This is a genomic window from Kribbella koreensis (assembly GCF_039525325.1).
GTDB lineage: Bacteria > Actinomycetota > Actinomycetes > Propionibacteriales > Kribbellaceae > Kribbella > Kribbella koreensis.
In genome coordinates, this window is sequence record NZ_BAAAHK010000012.1 from 21,043 (window position 1) to 44,934 (window position 23,892).

Annotated in this window: 18 protein-coding genes; 7 read left to right on the forward strand and 11 right to left on the reverse strand. The window is 67.3% G+C overall.

Features of this window, described 5'->3' with window-relative positions; all coding sequences use genetic code 11:
* Nucleotides 1-100 precede the first annotated feature (100 nt).
* From ABD116_RS23400 to ABD116_RS23425, 6 genes are read right to left on the reverse strand one after another with little or no spacing between them, the layout of a single operon-like run.
* Nucleotides 101-2,359 (reverse strand): glycoside hydrolase family 31 protein, encoded by a 2,259-nt coding sequence (locus ABD116_RS23400; protein ID WP_343974018.1) that lies wholly within the window; start codon nt 2,357-2,359, stop codon nt 101-103.
* Complete coding sequence (locus tag ABD116_RS23405; RefSeq protein ID WP_343974021.1) at nt 2,359-3,510, reverse strand: glycoside hydrolase family 15 protein; 1,152 nt, start codon at nt 3,508-3,510, stop codon at nt 2,359-2,361. Before ABD116_RS23405 ends, ABD116_RS23400 begins: the two co-directional genes overlap by 1 nt.
* Nucleotides 3,511-3,518: 8 nt before the next feature.
* On the reverse strand, nt 3,519-4,775 hold the full coding sequence (locus ABD116_RS23410) for an ABC transporter substrate-binding protein (protein WP_343974024.1): 1,257 nt from the start codon (nt 4,773-4,775) through the stop codon (nt 3,519-3,521).
* Between the two features lie 24 nt (nt 4,776-4,799).
* On the reverse strand, nt 4,800-5,624 hold the full coding sequence (locus tag ABD116_RS23415; RefSeq protein WP_343974027.1) for a carbohydrate ABC transporter permease: 825 nt from the start codon (nt 5,622-5,624) through the stop codon (nt 4,800-4,802).
* A complete protein-coding gene (locus ABD116_RS23420) occupies nt 5,617-6,531 on the reverse strand; it encodes a carbohydrate ABC transporter permease (protein ID WP_343974029.1) in 915 nt (304 codons plus the stop codon). Before ABD116_RS23420 ends, ABD116_RS23415 begins: the two co-directional genes overlap by 8 nt.
* Nucleotides 6,528-7,736, reverse strand: a complete 1,209-nt coding sequence (locus ABD116_RS23425) for an ROK family transcriptional regulator (protein ID WP_343974032.1) — start codon at nt 7,734-7,736, stop codon at nt 6,528-6,530. Before ABD116_RS23425 ends, ABD116_RS23420 begins: the two co-directional genes overlap by 4 nt.
* A 756-nt stretch (nt 7,737-8,492) precedes the next feature.
* Here ABD116_RS23425 and ABD116_RS23430 point away from each other — a divergent pair.
* The 4 genes from ABD116_RS23430 (at nt 8,493) to ABD116_RS23445 (ending at nt 16,611) form a co-directional block, all read left to right on the forward strand.
* Nucleotides 8,493-9,818, forward strand: a complete 1,326-nt coding sequence (locus tag ABD116_RS23430; protein WP_343974034.1) for an ROK family protein — start codon at nt 8,493-8,495, stop codon at nt 9,816-9,818.
* 41 nt (nt 9,819-9,859) lie between these two features.
* On the forward strand, nt 9,860-13,171 hold the full coding sequence (locus ABD116_RS23435; RefSeq protein WP_343974037.1) for a TIM-barrel domain-containing protein: 3,312 nt from the start codon (nt 9,860-9,862) through the stop codon (nt 13,169-13,171).
* Nucleotides 13,168-16,035, forward strand: coding sequence for a TIM-barrel domain-containing protein (locus ABD116_RS23440; protein ID WP_343974040.1), 2,868 nt, complete (start codon nt 13,168-13,170; stop codon nt 16,033-16,035). Before ABD116_RS23435 ends, ABD116_RS23440 begins: the two co-directional genes overlap by 4 nt.
* 279 nt (nt 16,036-16,314) lie before the next feature.
* Entirely contained in the window at nt 16,315-16,611 is a 297-nt protein-coding gene (locus ABD116_RS23445; protein ID WP_343974042.1) for a hypothetical protein, read from the forward strand.
* Here the strand turns inward: ABD116_RS23445 and ABD116_RS23450 are convergent.
* Complete coding sequence (locus tag ABD116_RS23450) at nt 16,601-17,272, reverse strand: nucleoside/nucleotide kinase family protein (protein ID WP_343974044.1); 672 nt, start codon at nt 17,270-17,272, stop codon at nt 16,601-16,603. The genes ABD116_RS23445 and ABD116_RS23450 overlap by 11 nt on opposite strands.
* A 188-nt stretch (nt 17,273-17,460) precedes the next feature.
* On the opposite strand from ABD116_RS23450, the gene ABD116_RS23455 reads away from it, so the two are divergent.
* Both ABD116_RS23455 and ABD116_RS23460 read left to right on the forward strand, forming a co-directional pair.
* A complete protein-coding gene (locus ABD116_RS23455) occupies nt 17,461-18,609 on the forward strand; it encodes an epoxide hydrolase family protein (RefSeq protein ID WP_343974047.1) in 1,149 nt (382 codons plus the stop codon).
* A gap of 11 nt (nt 18,610-18,620) precedes the next feature.
* On the forward strand, nt 18,621-20,759 hold the full coding sequence (locus ABD116_RS23460) for a GH92 family glycosyl hydrolase (RefSeq protein ID WP_343974050.1): 2,139 nt from the start codon (nt 18,621-18,623) through the stop codon (nt 20,757-20,759).
* Nucleotides 20,760-20,839: 80 nt separating this feature from the next.
* Here the strand turns inward: ABD116_RS23460 and ABD116_RS23465 are convergent, their stop codons facing one another.
* Both ABD116_RS23465 and ABD116_RS23470 read right to left on the reverse strand, forming a co-directional pair.
* Nucleotides 20,840-21,019, reverse strand: a complete 180-nt coding sequence (locus ABD116_RS23465; RefSeq protein ID WP_343974053.1) for a hypothetical protein — start codon at nt 21,017-21,019, stop codon at nt 20,840-20,842.
* A gap of 35 nt (nt 21,020-21,054) precedes the next feature.
* Complete coding sequence (locus tag ABD116_RS23470; protein ID WP_343974056.1) at nt 21,055-22,005, reverse strand: quinone oxidoreductase family protein; 951 nt, start codon at nt 22,003-22,005, stop codon at nt 21,055-21,057.
* A 128-nt stretch (nt 22,006-22,133) separates the two neighbouring features.
* Between ABD116_RS23470 and ABD116_RS23475 the strand changes: the two genes are divergently transcribed.
* The gene (locus ABD116_RS23475) at nt 22,134-23,012 is read left to right on the forward strand and encodes a LysR family transcriptional regulator (protein ID WP_343974059.1); all 879 of its coding nucleotides are present in this window, start codon (nt 22,134-22,136) and stop codon (nt 23,010-23,012) included.
* Between the two features lie 22 nt (nt 23,013-23,034).
* Here the strand turns inward: ABD116_RS23475 and ABD116_RS23480 are convergent, their stop codons facing one another.
* Complete coding sequence (locus ABD116_RS23480) at nt 23,035-23,661, reverse strand: DUF2461 domain-containing protein (RefSeq protein WP_343974062.1); 627 nt, start codon at nt 23,659-23,661, stop codon at nt 23,035-23,037.
* Nucleotides 23,662-23,709: 48 nt separating this feature from the next.
* A partial coding sequence (locus tag ABD116_RS23485) for a Scr1 family TA system antitoxin-like transcriptional regulator (RefSeq protein ID WP_343974065.1) occupies nt 23,710-23,892 on the reverse strand: 183 nt, incomplete at its 5' end.

Consider the following 23,892-nt stretch of genomic DNA (forward strand, 5'->3'; position numbering starts at 1 on the left):
GGATCGTCACCGAGACCGGGGAGGCAAATCTCCCGATTCGGGGGCAAAATCCGCCCCAGTCCCGGGAAGGGGTCCGACCAGCGGAGTGGTCGCGCGGGGCCTAGCTGAAGATGGGGGTGAGGGCTGGCCAGCGGTCGGCTCGGCAGTAGACGGGGACGAGGTCCAGCGGGACGTCTCGGGTGACCAGGCCGGGCTGGACCGGATCGCCTGTCCAGGCGTCGATCCAGTCGCCTGCTGGGAGGTAGGTGGTCCAGGTGGTGGCACCCGGGTCGAGCACGGGGTTGATGAGGAGGTCGTTGCCGAGGAGGTACTGGTAGGGGTGGTTCCAGATCTCCTCGTCGGTGGGGTGGTCGAAGAAGAGGGGGCGCATGAGCGGGCGGTCGGTGGTGATGGTCAGGGCGGCTTGTTCGGTCAGGTACGGGACCAGGCGCTCGCGGAGTTCGGCGTACCGGCGGAAGAGCGGGACGATGCGGTCGTCGCCGGTGGTTTCGGCGACGTGCCACGGGGTGCGGTCGCGGAGGGGGAGCTGGTGGTGATTGAACTCCGAGTGGTACTGCATGATCGGCATGAAGACCGAAGCCGCCGCGGCGCGTAGATAGAGCTCGGCGTCGGGGACCGGTCCGGAGAAGCCGGCCAGATCCCAACCCCAGTAGACGATTCCGCAGGACGCCGCGGACAGCCCAGCAGTCACCGAGGCGCGGAATGCCTCCCAGGTCGAGTCCTCGTCGCCGGCCCAGAAGATGCCGTGCGCCTGCGATCCGGTGAAGCCGGCGCGAGAGAACGTCACGGGGGCCTTGCCGACTGACCTGAGCAGGTCACCGAAGGCGCGGGCGTAGTGCACCGGGAACAGGTTGTTGCCTTCGTCGCCTCGTTTGCCGTCGGCGTACTGGAGATCGTGCCCCCATGCATGCTCGCCGCCGTCGGTCTTGAAGCCGTCCACGTCGAGATCGTCGACGAGGTACCGCCGCTTCTGCGTCCACCAGTCGCGCGTGCGCTGGGTCGACAGATCCGGCATCAGCGCCTTGGGGAACCACCAGCCACGGTTGTGGTACGCCGTACCGTCGGCTTCCAGTACTGCGTGCCCTTCCCGCACCATCGCTTCCGCGTCGGCCGCCACCTGACCCGTACTGAACTCCGTCTTCTGCAACGGAATCTGCCACAGAATCACCTTGATCCCGCGCGCATGCAACTCATCGATCATCGCCTTCGGATCAGGCCACGCGCCATCTGCCCGATACTCGAAGTCCGCCGCGCTGTGTGCCTCCCCATCCGCGTTGATCTCATAACGGGCGTCCCGCCAAATGGTGATCCCCTCTTCATCGCTCCAGGCCTCGATCACCACCGCTCCCACCGGAATCGCCAGATCCCGATGAGCATCCATCCGGGCCATCACCAGCTCCTGGGTATTCCACTCGTTCCCCGAAGCCCACAACCGGAACACCCACTCCGGCAGTTCCTCGGCCCGCCCGGCCTCATCCAGGAACTGCTTCAGTACGACGTCAGCCGACCCCTCATAGATCCCCAGGTCAACCACCGCTTCATCACCCAAAGCCACCTCGACAACCAGCTTGTCGCCCTCCGATGAGTACCAGGTCCGCCGCGAGGTCCGCACATGAAACCCCCACCCGTCCCCACCCACCACATGCGCGAACGGCATCGGCATGTACGTCCGCCCATGCACCCCCTGAGACTTGTACTGCTCGAACACCACCGCATCCAGCGTCTTCCCCCGCTGATCCAGAGCGTCATACCGCTCCCCAAACCCCACGAGGTGCTCACCGTCCGCCAGGCGCAGGGCGAACCGAGCCCGGTGAACCCCTTGCGAGGAGGTCAGCCACTCGATCCCACTGACCCGATCACCCCCACCCCGCAACTCCCCACCAGTTGCGCTCCAGCTAGCCGGAGAGACCTCGAACCACTCCGTGCTCTCAACCAACCCGACGTTGGTGTGGGTGGAAGAGGCCTCGCCCCCGACGCCTGGACCCGTCGGCCCTGCGAGGCTGTGCGCCGCTCCGGCGCCGGCTGACGCCGGTTCGCGGTAGGCGTGGAAGCGGTACTTGACTGGCTCTGACAGCGGCGGCGTGACCACGGACCAGCCGCCGTCGCCACCGAGTGCGCTGGCTTGGGCTTCGGCCAAGTGGCCCTCACCTCCTGCCAGCGCTGCGGCCTCCGCGGCGTTCGCCTCGGCCGGCGAGAGATGCAGTTCGGTGGAGCCCCACTCGCAGACCACCCGGGTGATGTCGGGGGAGACGACTACGCCGAGGTGGACCTGCTGGCCGGTCAACGGCTGGACGGGGATGCGTTGGTCGGGGGAGGTGGCGTAGGGGTGTTCTATGCCGTGGGGGCGATGGGTGAGCATCAGGCGTCCTTGCTTTCGAGGTAGTCAGCGATGGTGAAGCCGAGTTCGTCGGCGAGGATCAGGTACATGCCGTGGGACCACAGCAGCGGGCTGGCGACCGGTCCCCAGCGGGCTACCCATTCGTTGCGGGAGCCGGGGTGGAGGAGGTGATGAGGGACTTGCTCGGGGAGGTCGCCGTGTTCGTCCACCTGGTCGGCTATCCAGCGGAGGTGCTTCAACGCACCAGCTGTGTCGCCGGCAGCGGCTAGGTTCCAGCCGAGGAGGGCGGAGAGCAGGATCCACTGGCCACCGCCGTAGAAGACGTCGGCGGTGAAGCGATGCACGCCACCGTCGAAGTCGAGGTCCTTCGCGACGGCCGCTCGTGTCATGGCCGCCAGTGAGTCGTCGGGAGAGACCAGGCCGAACGGCACGATGCAGGCCGGCAGCGAACCGTCGACCGCCGAACTGCCGAGCCACTTCACCAGATGCCCGTCGACGATCCCTTCTGCCGTCACCAGCGACCGGATGTCCGCGGCAACCTTCAACGCCGCCGCCGACCACGGTGCCGACCGCAACGACGAGCAGGTGCCGACAGCAACCAATCCACCATGGATCGCGCCGAGCGTCGACACGTGCCGGTGCTCGACGTGCTCCTCCCACCAGTCGTAACAAGGCCGGTCCCAGAACGCCACCAGGTAGTCGACCGCAACATCGATCCCTTCCCGCCAGCGCGCCAGATCCAGCCCGTGCCGCGCCGCGTGAGTGACCACCGACCACAGCCACATCCCGTAGCCGTCGGTCTGGAAGTCCCACCAAGGATCCGACCCGTCCTCACCGTCGAAGGTGAACCGCGTCGGCAGCATCGCCTCGTTCGACGGCACCTCACCCCGGGCGAGCGCCGCGCGCAGGTCGTCCACCTGCCCGCGGCGACGCCGCAGTACGCCGTCGACCCAGTCGTGGAAGCGGTCGGCCGACGCCACATCGCCGTACCGGGAGATGCCCTCGGCGGTGAACGATCCGTCGCGCAGCCATGCATACCCCTTGTACGCCGAGAAGGTCGGCGAAGCGGGATAGGCGCCGCCGGCATCCTGGTGCTGGGTGATGACGGCGTGACTGTGCTCGGCCAGCGCACGCAACCGGGTGAGCTCTTGCAGATCTGGGGCGGCGGTCATGGGTTCCTTCACTTCTTCAGCAGGCCGTTGACCTTGGTCTGGGCATCCGCAAGCGCCTTCTCGACCGGCTTGCGACCGGCCGCGGCAGAGGTCAGCTCGGCGGTGACCAGGTCCTGCATCTCCTGCTGACGCTCGATCACCGGCGGCAGCACGGTCGCCTCGAGCGCGGAGAACACAGCCTTGCGGTTGGCGGGCTTCTTCTGGTCGAGGTACGGCGCGAGCTTCGCCTCGTCAGCCACCGGCGGCAGCTCCCACGAGGTCGCGAGCCGGGTCTTGGTGGTGTCGTCCGAGGAGGCCAGGAAGGTCACCCACTTCTGTGCCGCGTCGGCGTTCTTCGAGGCGGCCGACACGACCAGCCCGTTCACGAACATCGCCGACGCCTTCTTGGTGTTGCCCGGCTCGACCACGACGTCCCAGTCGAACGGCGCCTGCGCCATCGCGCTGAACATCCAGATCCCGGTGTGCCACATCGCGAGCTTGCCCGACTTGAACAGCTTCGAGTCGAAGTCCGGCGTACCGGCGCCGTCGGCCTCGGTCGGCATCGTCTTGCCGACCTTGTCGATCAGGAACTTCGCCGCCTCGACCCCCTGCGGGGAGTTGAAGGTCGCCTCGGTCCGGTCGGCGTTCAGGAACTCGCCGCCGTTCTGCGCGAGCACCTTGTAGAACTCGTTGTACGAGACCGGCTGGTAGTCGCCCCAGACCTTCGCGCCCTTGTCGGTCAGCTTCGCCGCGGCCGCCTGCTCGTCCTTCCACGTCCACGCGTCGGTCGGCTCGGCCACGCCGGCCTTCTTGAACAGCGCCTTGTTGTAGAACAGCACGACGTTCGAGAACGACTCCGGTACGCCGTACTGCTTGCCGCCGTCGTTGAACGCGTCCACCAGCGACTTCTTGTACGCCGCCGTGTCGACGTTCTTGAGCTCGGCCAGCGAGCCGTTCTTCGCGTACGTGACGAAGTTCTCGTAGTTGAGTTCGAACGCGTCGGCCGCGGTGCCACCAGCCACCGAGGTCTGCAGCTTCGTGAAGTAGTCCGCGTACGGAACCGTCTCGACCTGGACGGTGATGTTCGGGTTGGCCGTCTGGAAGGCGTTGACGATCGCCGTCAGGTCCTTCTCGTGGCCGTCGTTGGAGGAGAAGTTCATGTACCGGACGACGCTCTTGCCCTCCGGCGCGGCGGCTTCCTTGGTCGCCGAGCCCTGCCCGCAGGCTGTCAGCGTGAGTGCGAGCGCGGCGGTCAGTCCGAGCCCGACGGTCTTGAGATGGCGCATGGCGGTTTCCTTCGCTTTCAGGGGTTACTTGATGCCGGTGTGGGCGACACCGGCGATGATGTGGCGCTGCGCGAGCAGGTACACGATGGCGATCGGGACGATCGAGACGACGGAGCCCGCCATCACGACATCCCACTGAGTGGTGAACTGGCCCTGCAGGGTGGACAGGCCGAGCGGGAGCGTCATGAACTCCGGCGACCTGATCACCACCAGCGGCCAGAGGAAGCTGTTCCAGCTGCCCATGAACGCGAACACGGCGACGGTCGCCAGCGCGGGCCGGATCAGCGGCAACACGATCGTGGTGAAGATCCGCAGATGGCCGGCGCCGTCGATGGTGGCCGCCTCGTCCAGCTCCATCGGGACGGCGGTCACCGCCTGGCGGAGCAGGAACACCCCGAACGCCGACGCGATCGTCGGCGCCAGCAGGGCGAAGTACGTGTCCTGCAGGTTGAAGGTCTTCATCTCGATGAACAGCGGGACGACGAGCACCTGCAGCGGCACCATCAGCGTCGCCAGGTAGAAGCCGAACACGACGTTCTTGAGCGGGAAGTGCAACCGGGCGAACCCGTACGCCGCCATCGACCCGGTGATCAGCTGGAGCACCGTCGACGCGATCGCGATGCCGAGCGAGTTGACGATGATCCGCCAGATCGGGATCGCGTCGACCAGCGTCCGGTACGCGTTGAGCGTCGGGTTGTCGACGACCAGCTTGGGGCCGTCGGCCAGTGAGCCCTCCGGAGTGATCGACGTGATCACGGTCCAGAGGAACGGGAACAGCATGATCGCGGCGCCGGCCAGCACAGCGGCGTACAGGGCGATCTTCGCAGGGAGGGATCTGGTGTCACGCATAGTGCACCCACCGGCGCTGGCCGCGGATCTGGAAGACGGTGATCAGCAGGATGACGGCGAACAGGATCCAGGACAGCGCGGACGCTTCACCAGCGCGTCCGTACCGGAAGGTCAGGTCGTAGATCTGCCCGACCACCACCTGGCTGGAGCCTTGCGGGCCGCCGCCGGTCATCACGTAGACCTGGTCGAAAACCTGGAAACCGTTGATCAGGGAGATCACCACCACGAAGAAGGTCGACGGGGAGAGCAGTGGGAGGGTGACGCGCCAGAAGCGCTGCCAGGCGCTCGAGCCGTCCACCTTCGCGGCCTCGTAGAGGTCGGACGGGATGGCCTGCAGACCGGCGAGCAGGATGACCATCACGAAACCGAGGTCCTTCCACGCCGAGCTGAGGATGACGGCGGGCAGGGCCCAGTGCGGGTCGGTCCACCAACCGGGCTGGGGGAGGCCGACCGCGCCGAGGACCTGGTTGACCAGGCCGTTCGTCGGGTTGAGCAGCCACTTCCAGACCAGCGCGACGACGACCCAGCTGGTGACGACGGGGAGGAAGTAGGTCGCCCGCAGGAACGAGCGGCCCTTGAGCTTCTGGTTGAGCGCCAGTGCGAGGCCGAGCCCACCGGCGTACACGATCGGGAGGTAGCCGGCGACGTAGATCAGGGTGTGCAGGAAGACCCGGCGGGTGTTCTCGTCGGTCAGCAGGTTCGTGTAGTTGCCGAGGCCGACCCACTCCATCGGCGAGATCAGGTTCCACTTGTGCAGGCTCACCCACAGCGAGGAGACCATCGGCACCAGCGTGAAGACGAAGAGCGGGATCGCGCTCGGCAACAGGAAGAACAGCACCCAGCCGAGCCGCTTCCAGCCACCCGGCCGCTTGGTCCGGCGGCGGGTGACGGTCGCGTTCGCCTTCATCGGGTCTCCAGCCGGGCGCGGACGAGCCGGCTCTGCTCGCCGCCGTTGCCGGCCGAGTCGAACGGGGAGCTCAGCACCAGCGACGCCGCGCCGCGGGCCCACTGGTCCTCCGTCCACGGCTCCACCATCACCGGTACCGCGCGCCGGGCCGGTAGCAACGATCGCCGGAACGACGGCTCGAACCCGGTCTGCCAGAACTCCCATCCGTCCACTCCCTCACCCATCAGCACGACGACCTCGGGGTCGACCGTGTGGATCACGCCGGCGAGCGCCCGGCCGAGCATGCCGCCGGCTTCCTCGAAGATCTGCTGTGCCGCGACGTCGCCGGTCGTTGCTGCCCGCAACAAAGTGGCGAGCGTGCCGCGCGGTCCGATCGCCTTGCGGGCGCGGGCGGTCCGGGCGATGCCTTCCGCGCCGATGTACGCCTCGAGGCAGCCGGTCGAGCCGCAGGTGCACGGCGGCTGCTCGGTCCCTGGCGACCAGACCGGGATGTGCCCGATCTCGCCGGCGCCTCCGTTGGCGCCCCGGTAGATGCCGCCGTCGACGACGATGCCGCAGCCGATGCCTCGCCCGATCGTGACGACCAGGTACGCCGAGTGCGCGCGCCCGATTCCGTACAGCCGCTCGGCCGCGGCGAGGGTGTTGACGTCGTTGTCGACCAGGACGGGGGTGCCGATCGCGGAGCGCAGTACCGGTCCGACGGGAGCCGACTGCCAGCCGAGGGTCGGGGCGTCGACGATGCCGGAGGCCTGCGAATCGACAGCACCCGGTACGCCGACGCCGACGCCGAGCAGCCGGTCGTCGAGCTCGGCCACCTGCTTGGCGAGGATCTGGCCGAGGCGCTCGATCGCGTCCGGGGCGGCGGGGTCGTACTGCAGCTCGGTCGACGAGCGGACGGTTCCGTCCAGCTCGACGGTGACCACCGCGACGTGATCGGCGGTCACCTTGGCGCCGAGCGCGACGCCGGCGTCTCGGACGAGCCCGAGGAGGCGCGCCGGGCGGCCGCCCTTGGACGGTACCGACTCCAGCTCCTCGATCAGCCCGCGGGCGATCAGGTCCTTCGTCACCTGGGTGACCGTCGCCGGGCTCAGCCCGAGCCCTTTGGCGATCTCGGTCCGCGAGGTCGGCCCCTGGGTCCCCAGCAACCCGACGATCCCCGACGGCACCAGATCACCGCGGGGGATCGGACCCTGTCCACTCGCCACGTTCACTCCCGACTTACTTCGCCACTAAATTTAGCCAAAAAGTAAGCCCCCGGCGGAGACGTGTCAAGGGTTCACCTCACCGCGCCCAGCCGCTTACCCTCGGCGATCGACCACCAGCCCGCCCCCGAACACGCAACGCTCCGCCAGCGCGCGCACCGCCTCTACGCGCCCCACACCACGCCGCCCACACCTCACCCCGACCGGATCGGCCCGAAGCCCAGGAGTCGGTTGCTGGGGGCAACGGGCGAACCGCCGGCCCGTCAAAGCCTCCTGGAGTGGCGTTGGTCTTGGCGTGTCGAGGTGGTCCTGCGGGCGTTTGATGGCGCGGCGGTCCGCCGTCGCTCGGGCCGGTCCGCCAGTGCACACCAAACCCACTCGGCAATCGCTTACCCCGGGCGTGTCGGGGCTGTTCGCGGTGGTTGTGTATGCGTGGCGGTCCGGGCGGCTCCCTTCGTCGCGGCGCGACAGGTGCGCAGATCGGGGGTCGGCTGGCGGGTTGTTCGTCGGCTGGCGGCCTGTAGCGCGTCAGTCGGCGAAGAAACGGCGTTCGATGGCGGGTTTTGGTGTCGCTGGCGTGATGTTTGACGCCATCGGTAGGAAGACCCGCCGGTGGCCAAGCGAACTGCGTCCCGGGCCGGGCGGGTCCGCCAACAGCACCCCACCCCCGCGCGGATGTCGGACCGTGCGAGGTGTTGACGGAGCTCGCCTGCCGGGGTTAGCTTCCGGGGACTTCCTTCGGTGACCTTAGTAAGGGGCGTGAGGCGGGTGCAGCCGGTTCGGGTGGGGAGCAAGGAGCTGATCCGGGAGATCAACTCGTCGCTGGTCCTGGGGGAGCTGCGCGGTGGGCTGGTGTCGCGGACGGAGCTGGCCAAGCGAACCGGGTTGAGCCTGCCGACGGTGTCCGAGATCGTCGCCGAGCTGATCGGCTCGGGGGTGATCGAGGAGCGGGAGACGGCGTCGTCCGGAGGTGGCCGACGACCGGTGCTCCTCGGGTTGAGGCCCGACGCCGGGTATGTGATCGGCATCAAGGTCACCGAGACCCGGGTCATCGCAGTCCTCACCGACCTCAACGCCGGCATCGTCGAACGCACCACCGTGAGTCTTGTCGGCGATGACGTCGACACGGTCGTCGAAGCAGTCGCCACGGTGGTCAAGCAACTGCGCGCAGGCACGGCAATCAGCTCGCCGCGGCAAGCGGCCGCCCCGGCCGCCGCCCCTGGCGGCGCTGCGGACCGCGCTCCCGCCCCGGCCGCCGCTCCGGACGCCGCTCTGGGCGGCGTTGCGGGCGGCGCTCCCGCTCCCGCTCCGGCCCCGGTGTACGGGGTTGGGGTTGGGTTGGCAGGGGTGATCGATCGGGCTACCGGGGTGGTTCGGCATGCGACTTACGCCGACTGGCGTGATGTCGACCTGGCCGCGGAGCTGGAGCGGCGGATCGGGTTGCCGGTGGTGGTGGACAACGATGTGAACACCCTGGTTGCCAATGAGCAGTGGTTCGGGGCCGGGCGGGGTGTGTCCGATGTGGCTGTCGTGAGTATCGGGCGTGGTGTCGGGCTCGGGATGGTGCTTGACGGCCGGCTGTATCGCGGTGCTGGGGGCGGCGCGGGTGAGTTCGGGCATACGAAAGTTGTTGCCGATGGCCCGCTTTGTGACTGCGGTGGGCGTGGGTGTCTGGAAGCTCTGATCGGTGAACCGGCCATCCTCGAGGCTGCTGGATGCGACACCGTCGAGGAGGCCGCTGAGCTTGCTCGCGGCGGTGACGAAGGTGTGAAAGATGTTTTCGATCAAGTCGGCCGGACGCTGGGGACGGCCGTCGGTAACCTCGTCAATCTGCTGAATCCGAAGCTGATCGTGCTCGCGGGTGAAGGGACCCGGTCCAGCGATCTGTTCCTTCCCGGCTTCGAGGATGCCTTACAGCACGCCGTGTTCGACGGACTCCAGCGCGAGCTGGACGTGGTCGTCGACGACTGGGACGACGAAGCCTGGGCGCAAGGCGCCGCCGGCCTGTTCCTGGGAGAACTCTTCCAGCCGAACCTCCGCCCGGACGAGGCCGACCGCCCGTCCCTCACCAAACGCTCCGCCTGATTCTTCTCTCTCTTTCTTCTGCCCTGAAGTGAGGCCTGTACATGTCCCATGCCCTGAACAAGCCAAGAAGACGGTGGGTCGCTGCGCTCCTGGTGCTCGCAGCGGTCATCTTCCAGTTCACCCCGACGCCCGCGTTCGCCGGCACGCTGACCGGCGTCTTCCACGCCCCGTACGGCGCCGACGAGCTCTACAACACCGCCCTCACCGAGCGCGCGCCCCGCGACCCGATGGCCGGCGAAGCAGTCCAGATCAAGGCCACCACCTGGCCGGTCTCGTCGGGTCAGACGGTCTGGATCACCTGGACCAAGAACGGCGTCAACCAGACTCCGATCGGCGGTGCCTTCGACTACAACAGCGGCAACAACACGTACTGGAAGGTCGCGCTCGGCACCTTCGCGCGCGGTGACCAGATCACCTACACGGTCAACGCCGACGTCGACGGCGCCAACCAGAAGACGACCGGCCCGTTCTCGTTCGCGGTGACGAGCTACTCCGGGACCGGCAACGTCTCCGGCTTCGTCAACAACGGCACCAGCGTCGACGTGACGACCGGCGACACCGCGGGCAGCTTCACCCCGAAGGTGCGGTTCGCGTTCCCCGCGATCGACCGCTTCCACGTGCAGGTCGCCCCGACCGGCAGTGGCCTCAACATCACCGGCTCATCGGCGTACACGGTGACGGACAGCGCGGGCACTCTCCAGATCGCGACCACCAAGGTCGTGCTCAAGATCCAGAAGTCGCCGTACCGGGTCGCCGTCTACAAGGGCGATGGTACGACGCTCATCGCCCGGCAGTACGACCCGGCGACCTTCCGCAACACCGGCTGGGCCAGCGACGGCAGTACGACGGTGACGAAGGTCGAGGACCACTGGCTCTCCCCGGCCGGCGAACGCTTCGAAGGACTCGGCGAGCGGTACGACGCGCTCGACCAGCGCGGCAAGGACGTCCACAACTACGTCTACAACCAGTACCAGGACCAGGGCCCGACCGCCCGTACGTACCTCAGCGTCCCCTTCGTCACCAACACGGCCGGCTACGGCATCTACGTGCCCAGCACCCGGTACTCCGTGTTCAACCTCGGTACGCACCTCACCGACATGGCCGGCTTCACCGTCGACACCGGTGGCGCGCTCAACTCGACGGTCGACTACTACTTCTTCACCGGTACGCGGGCCGAGATGCTCGACCAGTACACCGCGACGACTGCGCGGCCCAAGCTGCCGCCGAAGTGGTCGTTCGGGCTCTGGGGCTCCGCGAACGAGTGGAACACCCAGGCCGAGGTCAACTCCGAACTCGCCAACATGACGTCGAACCAGATCCCGCACACCGCGATGGTGCTGGAGCAGTGGAGCGACGAGGCGACCTTCTACCTGTGGCACGGCGCGACGTACACGCCGAAGCCCGGCAATCAGGCGCTCACCTATGCCGATCTGACCTTCCCGGCCGGAGGTGAGTGGACCGATCCGAAGGCGATGGTGACGGCCGCTCACAACCAGGGCGTCAAGATGGTGCTCTGGCAGATCCCGGTGCTGAAGCAGGACTTCGACACCAACCCGCCGACGGCGCCACAGCAACACGTCAACGACCGTGACTATGCCGTTGCCCAGGGCTACGTTCTCGGTGATGGCGCCGGCGGACCGTACCGGATCCCGTCCGGGCAGTGGTTCGGCAACAGCACGGTGCCCGACTTCACCAAGACGGCCGCCACCAACTGGTGGATGAGCAAGCGCTCCTACTTGTTCGACGACGTCGGCATCGACGGCCTCAAGACCGACGGCAGCGAGGCGGTCTTCGGCCGCAACGTGACCAGTGGTTCCGGTCGTAAGGGCGACGAGCTGCACAACGCCTACCCGAACGAGTACACCCGGGCGTACAACGACTTCGTCACCACGAAGAAGGGTGCCCAGGGCACCTTGTTCAGCCGCGGCGGTACTTCGGGAGCGCAGGCCAACTCGATCTTCTGGGCCGGTGACCAGGCGTCCACGTTCGATGCGTTCCAGCAGGCGGTGCGGGCCGGCCAGAGCGCGGGCGCGTCGGGTATCCCGTTCTGGTCGTGGGACATGGCCGGATTCACCGGTACGTTCCCGAGCAGCGAGCTGTACCTGCGGGCGGCGGCGCAGTCGACCTTCTCGCCGATCATGCAGTACCACTCGGAGAAGTCGAACCCGGGCGTCTCCGAGGCGCGGACGCCGTGGAACGTGCAGGCGCGGTCCGGCGACACGACCGTCATCCCGAAGTTCCGCAAGTTCGCCAACACCCGGATGAACCTGATCCCGTACCTCTACACCGAGGCCAAGAACGCTTCCACCACAGGCCTGCCGATGATGCAGTCGATGAGCCTCGCCTTCCCGGGGGACACGACGGCGGCGGCACAGGACCAGCAGTACATGTTCGGTCGTCAGTTGCTGGTGGCACCGATCACGACCCAGGGCGCGACCAGCAAGAACGTCTACCTGCCCGCGGGTGAGTGGTACGACTTCTGGAACGGCGGCCGGGCGCAGGGTGCCGGCACGAAGGTCTACAACGCCGACACCGGCACCATCCCCGTCTACGCCAAGGCCGGCGCGATCGTCCCGCTCAACCTGAACGCGGACTACGACCTGGGCGGCACGATCGGCAACAGCGTCGACAACTACACCAACCTGTCGTTCCGGATCTACCCGGCCGGCACGACCAGCTACGGGTACTTCGAGGACTCGGCGAACCAGACCCGCACGGTCACGTCGACCGAGAACTTCGCCGGTCACCAGGTGACGGTGAGCGTTCCACCCCTCGCCACCAAGAGCACGCTGCAGGTGGCGTCGAGCAAGCCGACGTCGGTGACGAAGGATGGCGTGACGATGACGGCCCACGCGACGCTCGCCGCGTTGCAGGGCGCGACCGAGGGCTGGTTCTGGGATCCGGTGCAGCAGTTGACGCTCGTGAAGACGGCGTCGAGTGCGGCGGCGCGGAGCGTAGTACTGAATGGTGTCGACAAGGCTGCGTATGAGGCTGAATTCGGCAGCAACACCGGTACTACGGTGAACACCGACCACCCGGGTTACACCGGGACCGGATTCGTCGACGGGTTCGAGACCGCGGGCGACGCCGTACAGGTCGACACCAATGCGGCGGTGACCGGCAGCCATGTGATCAAGCTCCGGTACTCCAACGGCGCGGCGACCACGGCGACCCGCACGATCCAGGTCGACGGCGTCAGCGTCGGCTCGGTCAACCTGCCGAGTACGGGCAACTGGGACACGTGGGGGACGGCCACGCTGACGACCAGTCTCACCGCAGGGAAACGGGTGGTGAAGGTGGTCTACGGCTCTGGTGGAATCAACCTCGACAACATCTCGGTGGCACGGCCATGAGGGGCCGGAAGAGCATGCTCGCGCGGCTCCTCGGGTTGGTGCTGTTGGTGCCGATGCTGGTTGTGCTGCCGGTGGAGGCGGCTCAGGCCGCAGTACAACGGGTGCAGTTCACTGCCGGGGGCAACTACCTGGTGGTGGAGTTTCTCGACGACGATCTGGTGCACTTCGAGATGGGTGCGGGGGCGGGACCGGGCACGGGCTCGCCGATCTTCACCACCGATCAGATCGCCAAGACGGACTATCCCGGGCCGACCAGCCTCAACCAGGTTGGTGGAGTGCTGACGACGCCGGGGATCAAGGTCGACGTCAACACTTCGACGCTGTGCGCGACGGTCTACGACACCGCCCGGACGCCGCAGCTCCTGCTCAACACGACCTGCCCGCGCAATCTGAGCCAGGCGTGGAAGGGACTGAGCTTCACCAAGTCGTCCATGCAGAACGCGTACGGGCTCGGTGAGCAGTTCTTCATGGGGGGCAGCGCCGACGGTGACTGGGTCGGCCGGCAGCGGACGAGCGGCACCTACGGCAACGCGATGCTCTACGACACGGACAACGGGCCGGTCGGCAACGCGCAGATCCCGGTGCTGTTCGCGGTCGGCGCCAGCAGCACCAACTACGGCATGTTCGTCGACCAGGTCTACAAGCAGGACTGGAACCTGACCGGCGACCCGTGGACGATGGACACCTTCGGCGATCAGCTGCGCTGGTACGTGATGAGCGGACCCGATCTGCCCGATCTGCGCAAGGACTATCTCGAGCTGACCGGGCGGCCGCCGGTGCCGCCGAAGAAGGCGTTCGGCCTGTGGATGTCGGAGTACGGCTACGACAACTGGAACGAGATCGACACGACTCTGTCCGGTCTGCGTGCGAACAAGTTCCCGACCGATGGCGTGATGCTCGACGTCAACTGGTTCGGTGGGGTGACGGCCGGCTCCGACAACACCCGGATGGGCACGCTGGAGTGGGACCCGGTCAACTTCCCCAACGCGGCGACCAAGCTGGCGGCGTACAAGAACACCAACGGCGTCGGCGTGATGACGATCGAGGAGTCGTACGTCGGCAAGAACCTGCCCGAGCACACGTCGATGGCGTCGTCGGGCTACCTGATCCGGGCGGGCTGTTCGACTTGCAGCCCGGCGTACCTGACCGGGAACGACTGGTGGGGTCGCGGCGGGATGATCGACTGGACCCAGCCGGCCGCGAGCGCGCAGTGGCACAACACGCAGCGGCAGCCGCTGATCAACGACGGTGTCATGGGGCACTGGCTCGATCTGGGTGAGCCGGAGATGTACGACGCGGGTGACTGGACGTCCGGTCTGCTTGCGGGCAAGCACGCGCACTCCGACTACCACAACCTGTACAACCTCGAATGGGCGCGCGGCATTGCCAAGGGCTATACCGACAACGCAGTACAGCAGCGGCCGTTCATGCTCGCTCGATCGGCGGCCGGTGGCATTCAACGGACCGGTACTGCGATGTGGTCCGGCGACATCGGCTCCAAGCTGACGGCGCTCGCGTCGCAGCAGAACGTGCAGATGCAGATGTCCATGTCGGGTATCGACTACTTCGGCTCCGACATCGGTGGCTTCCGGCGGGAGATGCTGGACAGCGACCTGAACGAGCTCTACACCCAGTGGTTCGCGAACTCGTCCTGGTTCGACGTGCCGATCCGGCCACACACCGAGAACCTCTGCAACTGCGCGGAGACGTCGCCCGACTCGATCGGCGACGTACCGAGCAACCTGGCCAACCTGCGTCAGCGGTACGAGCTCACGCCGTACTACTACTCGCTCGCGCATCGCGCCAACACGACCGGCGAACCGCTCATCCCGCCGCTGGTCTACCAGTACCAGAACGACCCGAACGTGCGGGAGGTCGGCCACGAGAAGCTGATCGGCAAGGACCTGCTCGTCGGCGTCGCGGCCGGGGCGAACCAGCGCAAGCGGGACGTCTACCTGCCGGCCGGTACCTGGTTCGACTACTACACCAACACCAAGACGGTCAGCACCGGCCAGAACCTGACCGATGTGCCGCTGTGGCGCAACGGCAAGTTCCAGCTGCCGGCGTATGCCCGGGCCGGCGCGATCATCCCGAAGATGTACGTCGACGACCAGACGATGAACGTGGTCGGCAAGCGGGCGGACGGGACGACCCGCAACGAGCTGGTCGCCCGGGTCTACTCGGACACCACGTCCTCGTCGTTCACGGTGGCTGAGGACGACGGTTCGACGATCGGGTACCAGACCGGTTCCAAGCGGACGACCGATCTGACCCAGTCGCGGTCGGGCAACACGGCGACCGTGGGGATCGCGACGTCGTCCGGTACGTACACCGGGGCTCCGTCGTCGCGGCAGAACGTGGTCGAGCTGGTGGCCGACACGCAGGCGTCGGGGGTCACGCTCAACGGGAGCGCGCTCACGCAGTACGCGAACAAGGCGGCCTTCGACGCGGCGGGCAGCGGCTGGTACAACGCCGGCGGCAACCTGGTCGTCGCCAAGTCGGCGTCGCTGGCGGTCGGTACGGCGAAGTCGTTCGTCTTCGCCCTCGGTCAAACGGTCGTTTCGAAGACCTTCAGCTGCTCCGGCGGGACGACCACGACCGGGCAGTCGGTCTATGTCGTCGGCAGCGCGCCGCAGCTCGGGGCCTGGTCGGTGGCCAGCGCGGTCAAGCTGGCGCCGACCGCATATCCGACCTGGACCGGCACGATCAGTAACCTGCCGCCCAGCACGACCGTTGAATGGAAGTGCATCAAACGCCAGGAAGCGAACTATCCGGCGACCGCCGACCAGTGGGGTCCGGACCCGAACCTCTCGTTCACGACCCCGGCAACGGGCAGCGGGGGGACCGCCTCGGGCGGGTTCTGAACTCCTCCCGGCAACGCGCTCTCCGGTATCCGGAGAGCGCGTTCCGGGTTCTGGACAGTCGTCCAGTTACTGGCACAGTGATGCCAGTGTCACCGGCTGTCGCGCCCTCTGAGACCATCGTCACGTGCAGGTATGTCCTGAGTAAGGACTGTGTGAAGAATCGCTGCTGACGGCCGTCCGGGCGTGGTTACGACGACCCGGGACCGTAAGTTCGGAGAGGTGTCGGTCGAAGTCAGGAGTGAACGAAGTGCAACGGGGCAGTCGGGTCGTGCCGTCGGCATGCCCGTCAGAACAGGCATCACCAGCGGTGCCGGCATGACGGCGATCAACAAGATCCTGATCGCCGCCGGCGTCATCCTGCTGCTGGGAGGCCTAGGCCTGGGCTTCCGCTCAGTCTCCGCCACCGGCACCGACTGCGGCTCGGTCTTCCAGCCAGCCGCCGGCATCACCCCCATGGCCTGCGACGCCCGCCTGAACAACTCCGGCACCCTGGTAACCCTGATCCTGGTAGCCGGCGGCCTATGCCTAGCCGCCGCCCTGACCGTCAAGGTAGTCCGAGACCGCGTCACCGCCTGATCGTCAGCACTGGCCGCGCCGGCTCCCCGTTGTCCACAACAACCTGAGCCAACGCCCGCGGCCGGATCTGATCGACGTACATGCGCTCGCCAGGGATGTACCTCTTGCGGTAGCGCTCCTCGGCTGCGGCTGCCGAGGGCATCCAAGCTTGATCCCGGGCCGAGCCGCGCCGGAGGACCTCGTCGAAGCTGACCTGCACGTAGATCCGCAGGTCCCAGTGGTCGACAAGCGCCGGTACCTGCAGGAACGCACCGTCCGCCAGCAGTACCGCGTCAGCGCTGGCCGTGTGGACGGATGACTCGGCGAGCGACTGTCCGTTGGCATGCCTGATCGCGGTGGTGTACCGGCGATCGCCGCCCGGGCCGAGAGGTACCAGCAGGCGTTCGCGGATCGCGTCGTGATCCCAGGTGTCCAGGTAGTAGCTCTCCGGCGACTCGATCGGGTACGCCGTCCGCAGCTCAGGAGCACGCTTGAAGTAGTCGATGCCGACCCGGATGATCTCGCGGTCGGTCCGGGCGCGCAGCATCCCGGCCAACTCGTCCGCCAGCGTCGTCTTCCCCGCCGCAGAACAGCCGTCGATCCCAACCCGCACCGGATGCCCCCGCTCAACGTCCAGCACGACACCGGCCAATTCAGTCAGAGCATCGGTACGCCGACCCATCCCGTCTCCCGTCGCCTCAAAGCATTGCCTGAAGTGTCTCCAACCCCATGGCCGGTTGAGCGTGGACGAGTCCGTGTGGGTCGCCGAGCTCGGCAGGCGGAGCGGTTGCGGAGGGCGCGAGGGGCGGAAACCTGTGTGTGGGGAGAAACCCGCGTGCGCGGGGGTCAGGGGTGGGGGAGGGTGTTGCTATGAGCATCGAATCGTTTCGGGTGGAGATTTCGCAGGGGGAGCTTGACGACCTGCATAGGCGGCTCGAGTTGACTCGGTGGCCGGAGGAGTTGCCGGGGGTTGGGTGGGATTACGGGGTGCCGGTGGGGTATTTGCGGGAGTTGGCGGAGTACTGGCGGGATGGGTATGACTGGCGGGCGGCCGAGGGGCGGTTGAACGAGTGGGAGCAGTTCACGACCACTATCGACGGGGCGCGGGTGCATTTTGTGCATTTGCGGTCGGGCGAGGTGGATGCGACGCCGTTGCTGATCACGCATGGGTGGCCGGGGTCGGTGGTCGAGTTTCAGGAGATCGCGGGGCCGTTGACGGATCCTCGGCGGTACGGGAGCGATGGGCCGGCGTTTCATCTGGTGATGCCGAGTATTCCGGGGTTCACGTTGTCGGGGCCGACGACGGAGACGGGGTGGGAGCAGGTCCGGGTGGCGCGGGCGTTCGCGGAGTTGATGGCGCGGCTGGGGTATGAGCGGTACGGCGTACAGGGTGGGGACTGGGGTGCGGGGATCTCGCGGGAGATCGGGCGGTTGTATCCCGAGCGGGTGATCGGGGTGCATCTGAATCTGATTCCGGGCGCGGGGGCTACCGCGGAGCCGACCGACGAGGAGTTGGCAGCGCTGCCGCCGGGGGAGCGCGAGCGGACGGTGGCGTCGTGGCGGCGGTTCGAAGGGTGGCTGAAGGAGAAGCAGGGGTATGCGGATCTGCAGTCGACCCGGCCGCAGACGGTTGCCTATGCTTTGACGGACTCGCCGGTCGGGCAGCTGGCGTGGATCGCGGAGAAGTTCGAGGAGTGGTCGGGAAACGGGGCGATCGACCGGGATCACTTGCTCACCAACGTGTCGCTGTACTGGTTCACCAGGACGGCGGGGTCGGCCGCCCGGATTTACTACGAGCGCAGTCACGCCGCTTACTGGGGACAGCCGCTGCCCGTGTCCACAGCGCCGACTGCGTTCGCGGACTTCCCGGAGGACAACTTCATCCCGCTGAGGCACATCGCCGAGCGGACGAACAACATCGTGCGCTGGACCGGGTACCCGCGCGGCGGCCATTTCGCCGCGCTCGAAGTACCTGATCTGCTCGTCACCGACATCCGTGCGTTCTTCGCCAGTCTCTGAGGATCCCCGCCATGACTCACCCTGTCGACGACATCGATCCGTTGATCGGTGCCCTCACCACGCTCCCGGACACCGCTTGCGGCAAGACCTTCCCGGGGCCGGTACTGCCGTTCGGGCTCGTGCAGCTCAGCCCGGACACGATCAGCGGCGGCGACCACGGGAGTGGGTACTCCGCGGACATGGACACCATCGAGGGGTTCAGCTTCACGCATCTCGGCGGGATCGGGTGTTACGGGGACCTCGGCAACCTTCAGGTGATGCCACAGACCGGGCCGTTGATCACCGACCGGGTCGAGGCCAACAGTCCCTACAGCAACCAGATCGTCAAGGCCGGCTACTACTCGGTGGACCTCGATCGCTATCAGGTCCGTACCGAGCTGACGGCCAAGGAGCGGGCCGGGATCATTCGCTTCACGTACGCCGCTGCGGGGCCGGCCCGGATCAAGGTCGACCTGGCTCGCCGGGTCGGCTTCGACGGGTCGCACTCGGTCGAGCAGTCCGTGGAGCTCGTCGACGATCACACGGTCGAGGGGTGGATGCGGTGCGATCGGTCCGGTGGCGGATGGATCTGCGGCAACGGGCCGGAGTACACGGTCTTCTTCTCGCTCCGGCTCTCCCAGCCGATCGCCGCTTTCGCCACCTGGGACGGCGACGACATCCGTCACGATGCAGCCCGTACTACGGCAAGCGCGGCAGCCGGCTTCTTCCTCGAACTGGACGTGTCCGGCCCGGTCTTGCTGAAGGCAGGCATCTCGTACACGAGCGTCGAAGGTGCCCGGCGGAATCTCGTCCATGACCTGCCGGGGTGGGACTTCGACGAAGTTGCTGCGGATGCGCGGGCGGCATGGGCGGCCGTGCTAGAGAAGGTCGAGATCGAGGGCGGTACGGCTGAGCAGCGGCAGATCTTCCGGACCGCGCTCTACCACACGATGATCGAGCCGCGACGGTCGAGCGACGTCGGGGACGACCTCGGGTATGAGCGGCGCACGGTCTTCAGCGGCTGGGACGTGTTCCGCGCGCAGCTGCCGTTGATGACGATCATCGACGAGAAGGTGGTCACGGATCAGATCAACACGTTGCTCGACCTGACCGCGTCGGGACGGGTGAAGGGGCTGGCGCGGTGGGAGCTGCTCGGCGTCGACACCGACACGATGGTGGGGGATCCGGCGATCAACATCATCTCCGAGGCGGTGGTGAAGGGGATCTGCGGGTTCGATGTCGATACGGCGTACCGGTTCTGCCGGGAGGTGGCGCTGGGGCCGGTGGCGCGGTCGAACCGGAACGATCTGGAGAACTGGCTGTCGCTCGGGTACTCGGTGGACATCGGGTTGTCGACGACGCTGGAGAACTCCTACAGCGATCACGCGTTGGCGCGCTTCGCCTCGGTACTTGGGCTGGACGACGATGTGCGCTTGCTGGACGCGAGTGCTCAGAACTATCGCAACCTCTTCAACCCTGAGGCCGGCTGGTTCCGCGGCCGCAATGCCGACGGTTCCTGGATGGGCTTCGACGAAGGCTGCACCGAGAGCAACCCGGACCAGCAGGGCTGGTTCGTTCCGCACGATGTTGCCGGCCTGATCTCGCTGGCCGGTGGCGAGATTGCGTTCATCGAGCGGCTGAACGCGATCTTCGAGAACACCCCGCCGGCCGACCTGATGAAATGGAACGACTTCTACAACCACTCCAACGAGCCGGTCCACCAGATGGCCTTCATGTTCACCTACGCCGGCGCGCCCTGGCTGACCCAGAAGTGGTCCCGCTACGTCTGCGACCACGGCTACGGCACCGGCCCCGAAGGCCTCGGCGGCAACGAGGACTGCGGCCAGATGTCCGCCTGGTACATCTTCGCCGCAGCCGGCCTCTACCCGGTCTCCCCGGTGGACAAGCAGTACATCCTGGGCAGCCCGATCTTCGACAGGACCACCTTCCGCACCTCCCGCAACGCCACCTTCACCATCACCCGCGAGGGGGACGGCATCTACGTGGCGCAGGCACGGTTGAACGACCACCCCACCGACCGCCCCTGGCTGACCCACGAAGAACTGATTGCCGGCGGCAACCTCCACCTCACCATGTCCCTAACCCCAACCGACTGGGGCACAAAGCACCGCCCGCAGGCGGGCGACTGCCACTTCCCGAGTGGTTGCTGATAGCAACAACCGGTCGTCCGCGCACACATAACTCGCCATGCAACCGATTTCCACCGGCGCGTCGACCCCACCGCCACGACTTATGCATGCCTGGCGCCACCAGCCACCAGCCACCAGCCACCAGCCGCCAGCCACCAGCCACCAGCCGCCAGCCACCAGCCACCAGCCGCCAGCCGCCAGCCGCCGGTTCTGCGGGGGCCACCGGCTGCATGGTGCGGGGCGCCCCGGCCCGCCGCGCGCCCGCCGGCGTTGGAGGTCATGGTGATGTGGGTGGGTCGGATCGACGGGGTGGTGGCTAGGGGTGGAGTACCAGTTTGCCTGTGGTGCGGCGGGCTAGGAGGTCTGTGTGGGCTTGGCGGGCTTCGGCTAGGGGGTACTCGGCGACTACTGGCTCGAGTTTGCCGGTGGCGACGAGGTTGAAGAGTTCGGCGAGGGGCTCGCGGTACATACCGGGGATTTGGAGGGCGGGGCGGAGCCAGAAGCCGGCGACGGTGAGATTGTGGTCGGCGAGTAGTGCGGGGTCGAGCAGGGGACGACGGCCTTCGCGAGCCGCGTTGCCGTAGGTGACCAGGCGGCCGAAGCCGGCCAGTGCGCCGAGGGCGGCGTTGAAGGTCGAGCCGCCGGTCGACTCCAAGATCACGTCGACGGGCTGATTGTTGTTGGCGGCAACGACTCTGCCCGCGTACCCATCGGGGTCGCTGCCGATCGCGACATCCGCGCCGAGGGAGAGCGCCAGCTTGCGTTTCTCGTCGGTCGACGCGACCGCGATCACCCGGCCGGCGCCGAAGAGCCGGGCGAGCTGGATGGCCAACGTACCGACTCCGCCGGCGGCGGCGTTCACCACGACAGATTCACCGCGTGACAGGCGAGCGCTGTTGCGGAGGAGGTGCCAGGCGGTGAGTCCCTGGACGAGAAGGGCGAGCGCCTCGGCGTCTCCGACCGGGCCGGGGACGTCCACGGCGTCAGCGGCGGGTACCACGGCCAGTTCGGCGTACCCGCCGCCTTCGAAGGTCGGGGCGAGGACCCGGCGACCATCGGCGGTCCTTCCGATGACCTCGGAACCAGGGATGAAGGGCAGTTGGGTGATGGTGGTGTAGGAGCCGTCGGTGCGGTGGGTGTCGGCATAGTTCACTCCGGCGGCGCCGACCTCGACCAGGAGCTCGCCTGCGGCCGGGACCGGCGCGGGGACCTCTACGTGTTCGAGGACCTCGGGCCCGCCGTACCGGCTGACCTGGATGGCGCGCATGGAATGGTTTCCGTTCTCTCGGTGGGGTTCCACCGTAGGGCCGGAAACCTGCCGCTTGGCAGAGTTGCATCTTGTTGCAACGGGCCGCTTCCATGAGCGCCGTTCATGGAAGCGGTTAGGCTGCTTTCGTGGACCTCACCGCCGCCGAACTCCGCGTCCTCGACGCCGTCGAACGCACCGGTAGCTTCTCGGCCGCGGCAACGACTCTGGACCTGACCCAGTCGGCCGTCTCGCACTCGGTCCGGATGACCGAACGCAAGCTCGGTACCGTCCTGTTCGACCGCGGCCGGCACGGCGCCCGCCCGACCCCGGCCGGCGAACGCGCGATCCTGCATGGCCGTGGCGTCCTCCGTTTGATGGACGTACTCCGCGCCGACACACGCGCGGCCGCCGGCGGCGTACTCGACACCCGCCTGCGCATCGCCGCCTTCCGCAGCGCCGCCGCGCAACTGCTCCCACCAGCACTGACCCGGCTCACCGCCAAACACCCGCAACTCTCGTACGACGTATCGATCGTGCGCGACGTCGGCGGGGGTACGGCGACCGAGGTGGTCGAGGGCCGCGCCGACCTCGCGATCGTGAACCTCCCGCACCGGCTCCCCGCGTCGGCCGGCCTGGTCGGCGGCGAACTACTCGACGAGCCCTACGTGCTGATCCACCCGGCTCGATCGGCTGATCCGCGATCCCTCCCGCTGATCGACTGGACCGAGAACTGCTCCGCCGAAACCCAAGCCTGGTTCCGCACCCAGGATTGGTTGCCCCCAGCCACTATCAACGTCGCCGACGACACCGTCCTGCTCTCGATGGTCGCCCATGGCCTCGGTATGGCCGTGGTCCCCGAAACCACCGCCGCCGACCGGGCCCCCGAAGTCACCGTCGAACCCCTCGGCCCGACCGCCCCACGCCGAACCATCGGCTACCTCACCACCCCAGCCCTCTCCCGCAGCACAGCCCTCCGCGAACTGGTTGCAGAACTCCGAGGTCCACGCGCCCCGCGAGCCGGGTAGCGGCCGGGGAACGGAATGCGGCTCAGGCGTTGGTGGTGATCCAGTCGAGGAACGGGGCGACGGTGCGCCAGTCGGTGCGGATCTGGTCGGCGAGGGCCGGGGTGTGGATGATCGGCTCGAAGCCGTAGGACTTGCCGAGCGTCATCGACTTGTGCCGGAGCAGCTCGATGCGGGGATGGCTTGCGTCGTACCCGCGCGGTGTCGTCTTGAGCTTGTCGCCGCCGAGTGTCCACCCGGCCGCTTCCAGCTCGGCCAGCAACTTCTCGAGCTCCTTGCCCCGCCGGTCCTCGTCGATCGCACTGCGAACTCTGGCAAGCCGCTCGCCCGACGCCTCGTAGAAGCCGGCGCCGACCCGGACACCGGGCGCGGCCACCTGGACGTAGTACCCAGTGGACGGCCCGAGCGCGACGAAGGCACCCTGGGCCGTCTTGTACGGCGTCTTGTCCTTGGCGAACCGGACGTCACGGTACGGCCGGAAGATCTTGGCCGCCCCGAACTCCTCCTCCAGCGTCGCGAGCAGCGCCACCATCGGCGCCCGCACAGACTCTTCGTAGACGTGCTTGTTCGCCGTCCAGAACGTCTTGCTGTTGTCCATCTCGAGATCGTCGTAGAAGTCCAGCGCCGCCGCCGGGAAACCGGTGAAACTCATCCCGCCACCATAGTTCGCCCCGCCTGAGCGCAGGACAGGTGGAGCGGTTCAGGTGTAGTCGTGGAGGATGGCGGCCAGCTTGTCGCGGGTTTTGCTGGGTGGGGGCGCGGCCACGCAGAGGGCTTCCATGGTGGCCGTGTACTGGTCCAGGTCTTCGAGCTTGTCCAGGTACAGGGCGCTGGTCAGGTGCTCGATGTAGACGATGTCGGGCAGGTCCTGCTCGGGGAAACG

What these genes read in the sequence shown, in the direction of transcription:
- ABD116_RS23405 (WP_343974021.1), bottom strand. Translation starts at nt 3,510, where the DNA reads ATGACCGCCGCCCCAGATCTGCAAGAGCTCACCCGGTTGCGTGCGCTG.
- ABD116_RS23415 (WP_343974027.1), bottom strand. Translation starts at nt 5,624, where the DNA reads ATGCGTGACACCAGATCCCTCCCTGCGAAGATCGCCCTGTACGCCGCT.
- ABD116_RS23470 (WP_343974056.1), bottom strand. Translation starts at nt 22,005, where the DNA reads ATGCGCGCCATCCAGGTCAGCCGGTACGGCGGGCCCGAGGTCCTCGAA.
- ABD116_RS23460 (WP_343974050.1), top strand. Translation starts at nt 18,621, where the DNA reads ATGACTCACCCTGTCGACGACATCGATCCGTTGATCGGTGCCCTCACC.
- ABD116_RS23435 (WP_343974037.1), top strand. Translation starts at nt 9,860, where the DNA reads ATGTCCCATGCCCTGAACAAGCCAAGAAGACGGTGGGTCGCTGCGCTC.
- ABD116_RS23440 (WP_343974040.1), top strand. Translation starts at nt 13,168, where the DNA reads ATGAGGGGCCGGAAGAGCATGCTCGCGCGGCTCCTCGGGTTGGTGCTG.
- ABD116_RS23410 (WP_343974024.1), bottom strand. Translation starts at nt 4,775, where the DNA reads ATGCGCCATCTCAAGACCGTCGGGCTCGGACTGACCGCCGCGCTCGCA.
- ABD116_RS23450 (WP_343974044.1), bottom strand. Translation starts at nt 17,272, where the DNA reads ATGGGTCGGCGTACCGATGCTCTGACTGAATTGGCCGGTGTCGTGCTG.
- ABD116_RS23400 (WP_343974018.1), bottom strand. Translation starts at nt 2,359, where the DNA reads ATGCTCACCCATCGCCCCCACGGCATAGAACACCCCTACGCCACCTCC.
- ABD116_RS23465 (WP_343974053.1), bottom strand. Translation starts at nt 21,019, where the DNA reads ATGACCTCCAACGCCGGCGGGCGCGCGGCGGGCCGGGGCGCCCCGCAC.
- ABD116_RS23455 (WP_343974047.1), top strand. Translation starts at nt 17,461, where the DNA reads ATGAGCATCGAATCGTTTCGGGTGGAGATTTCGCAGGGGGAGCTTGAC.
- ABD116_RS23420 (WP_343974029.1), bottom strand. Translation starts at nt 6,531, where the DNA reads ATGAAGGCGAACGCGACCGTCACCCGCCGCCGGACCAAGCGGCCGGGT.
- ABD116_RS23445 (WP_343974042.1), top strand. Translation starts at nt 16,315, where the DNA reads ATGCCCGTCAGAACAGGCATCACCAGCGGTGCCGGCATGACGGCGATC.
- ABD116_RS23480 (WP_343974062.1), bottom strand. Translation starts at nt 23,661, where the DNA reads ATGAGTTTCACCGGTTTCCCGGCGGCGGCGCTGGACTTCTACGACGAT.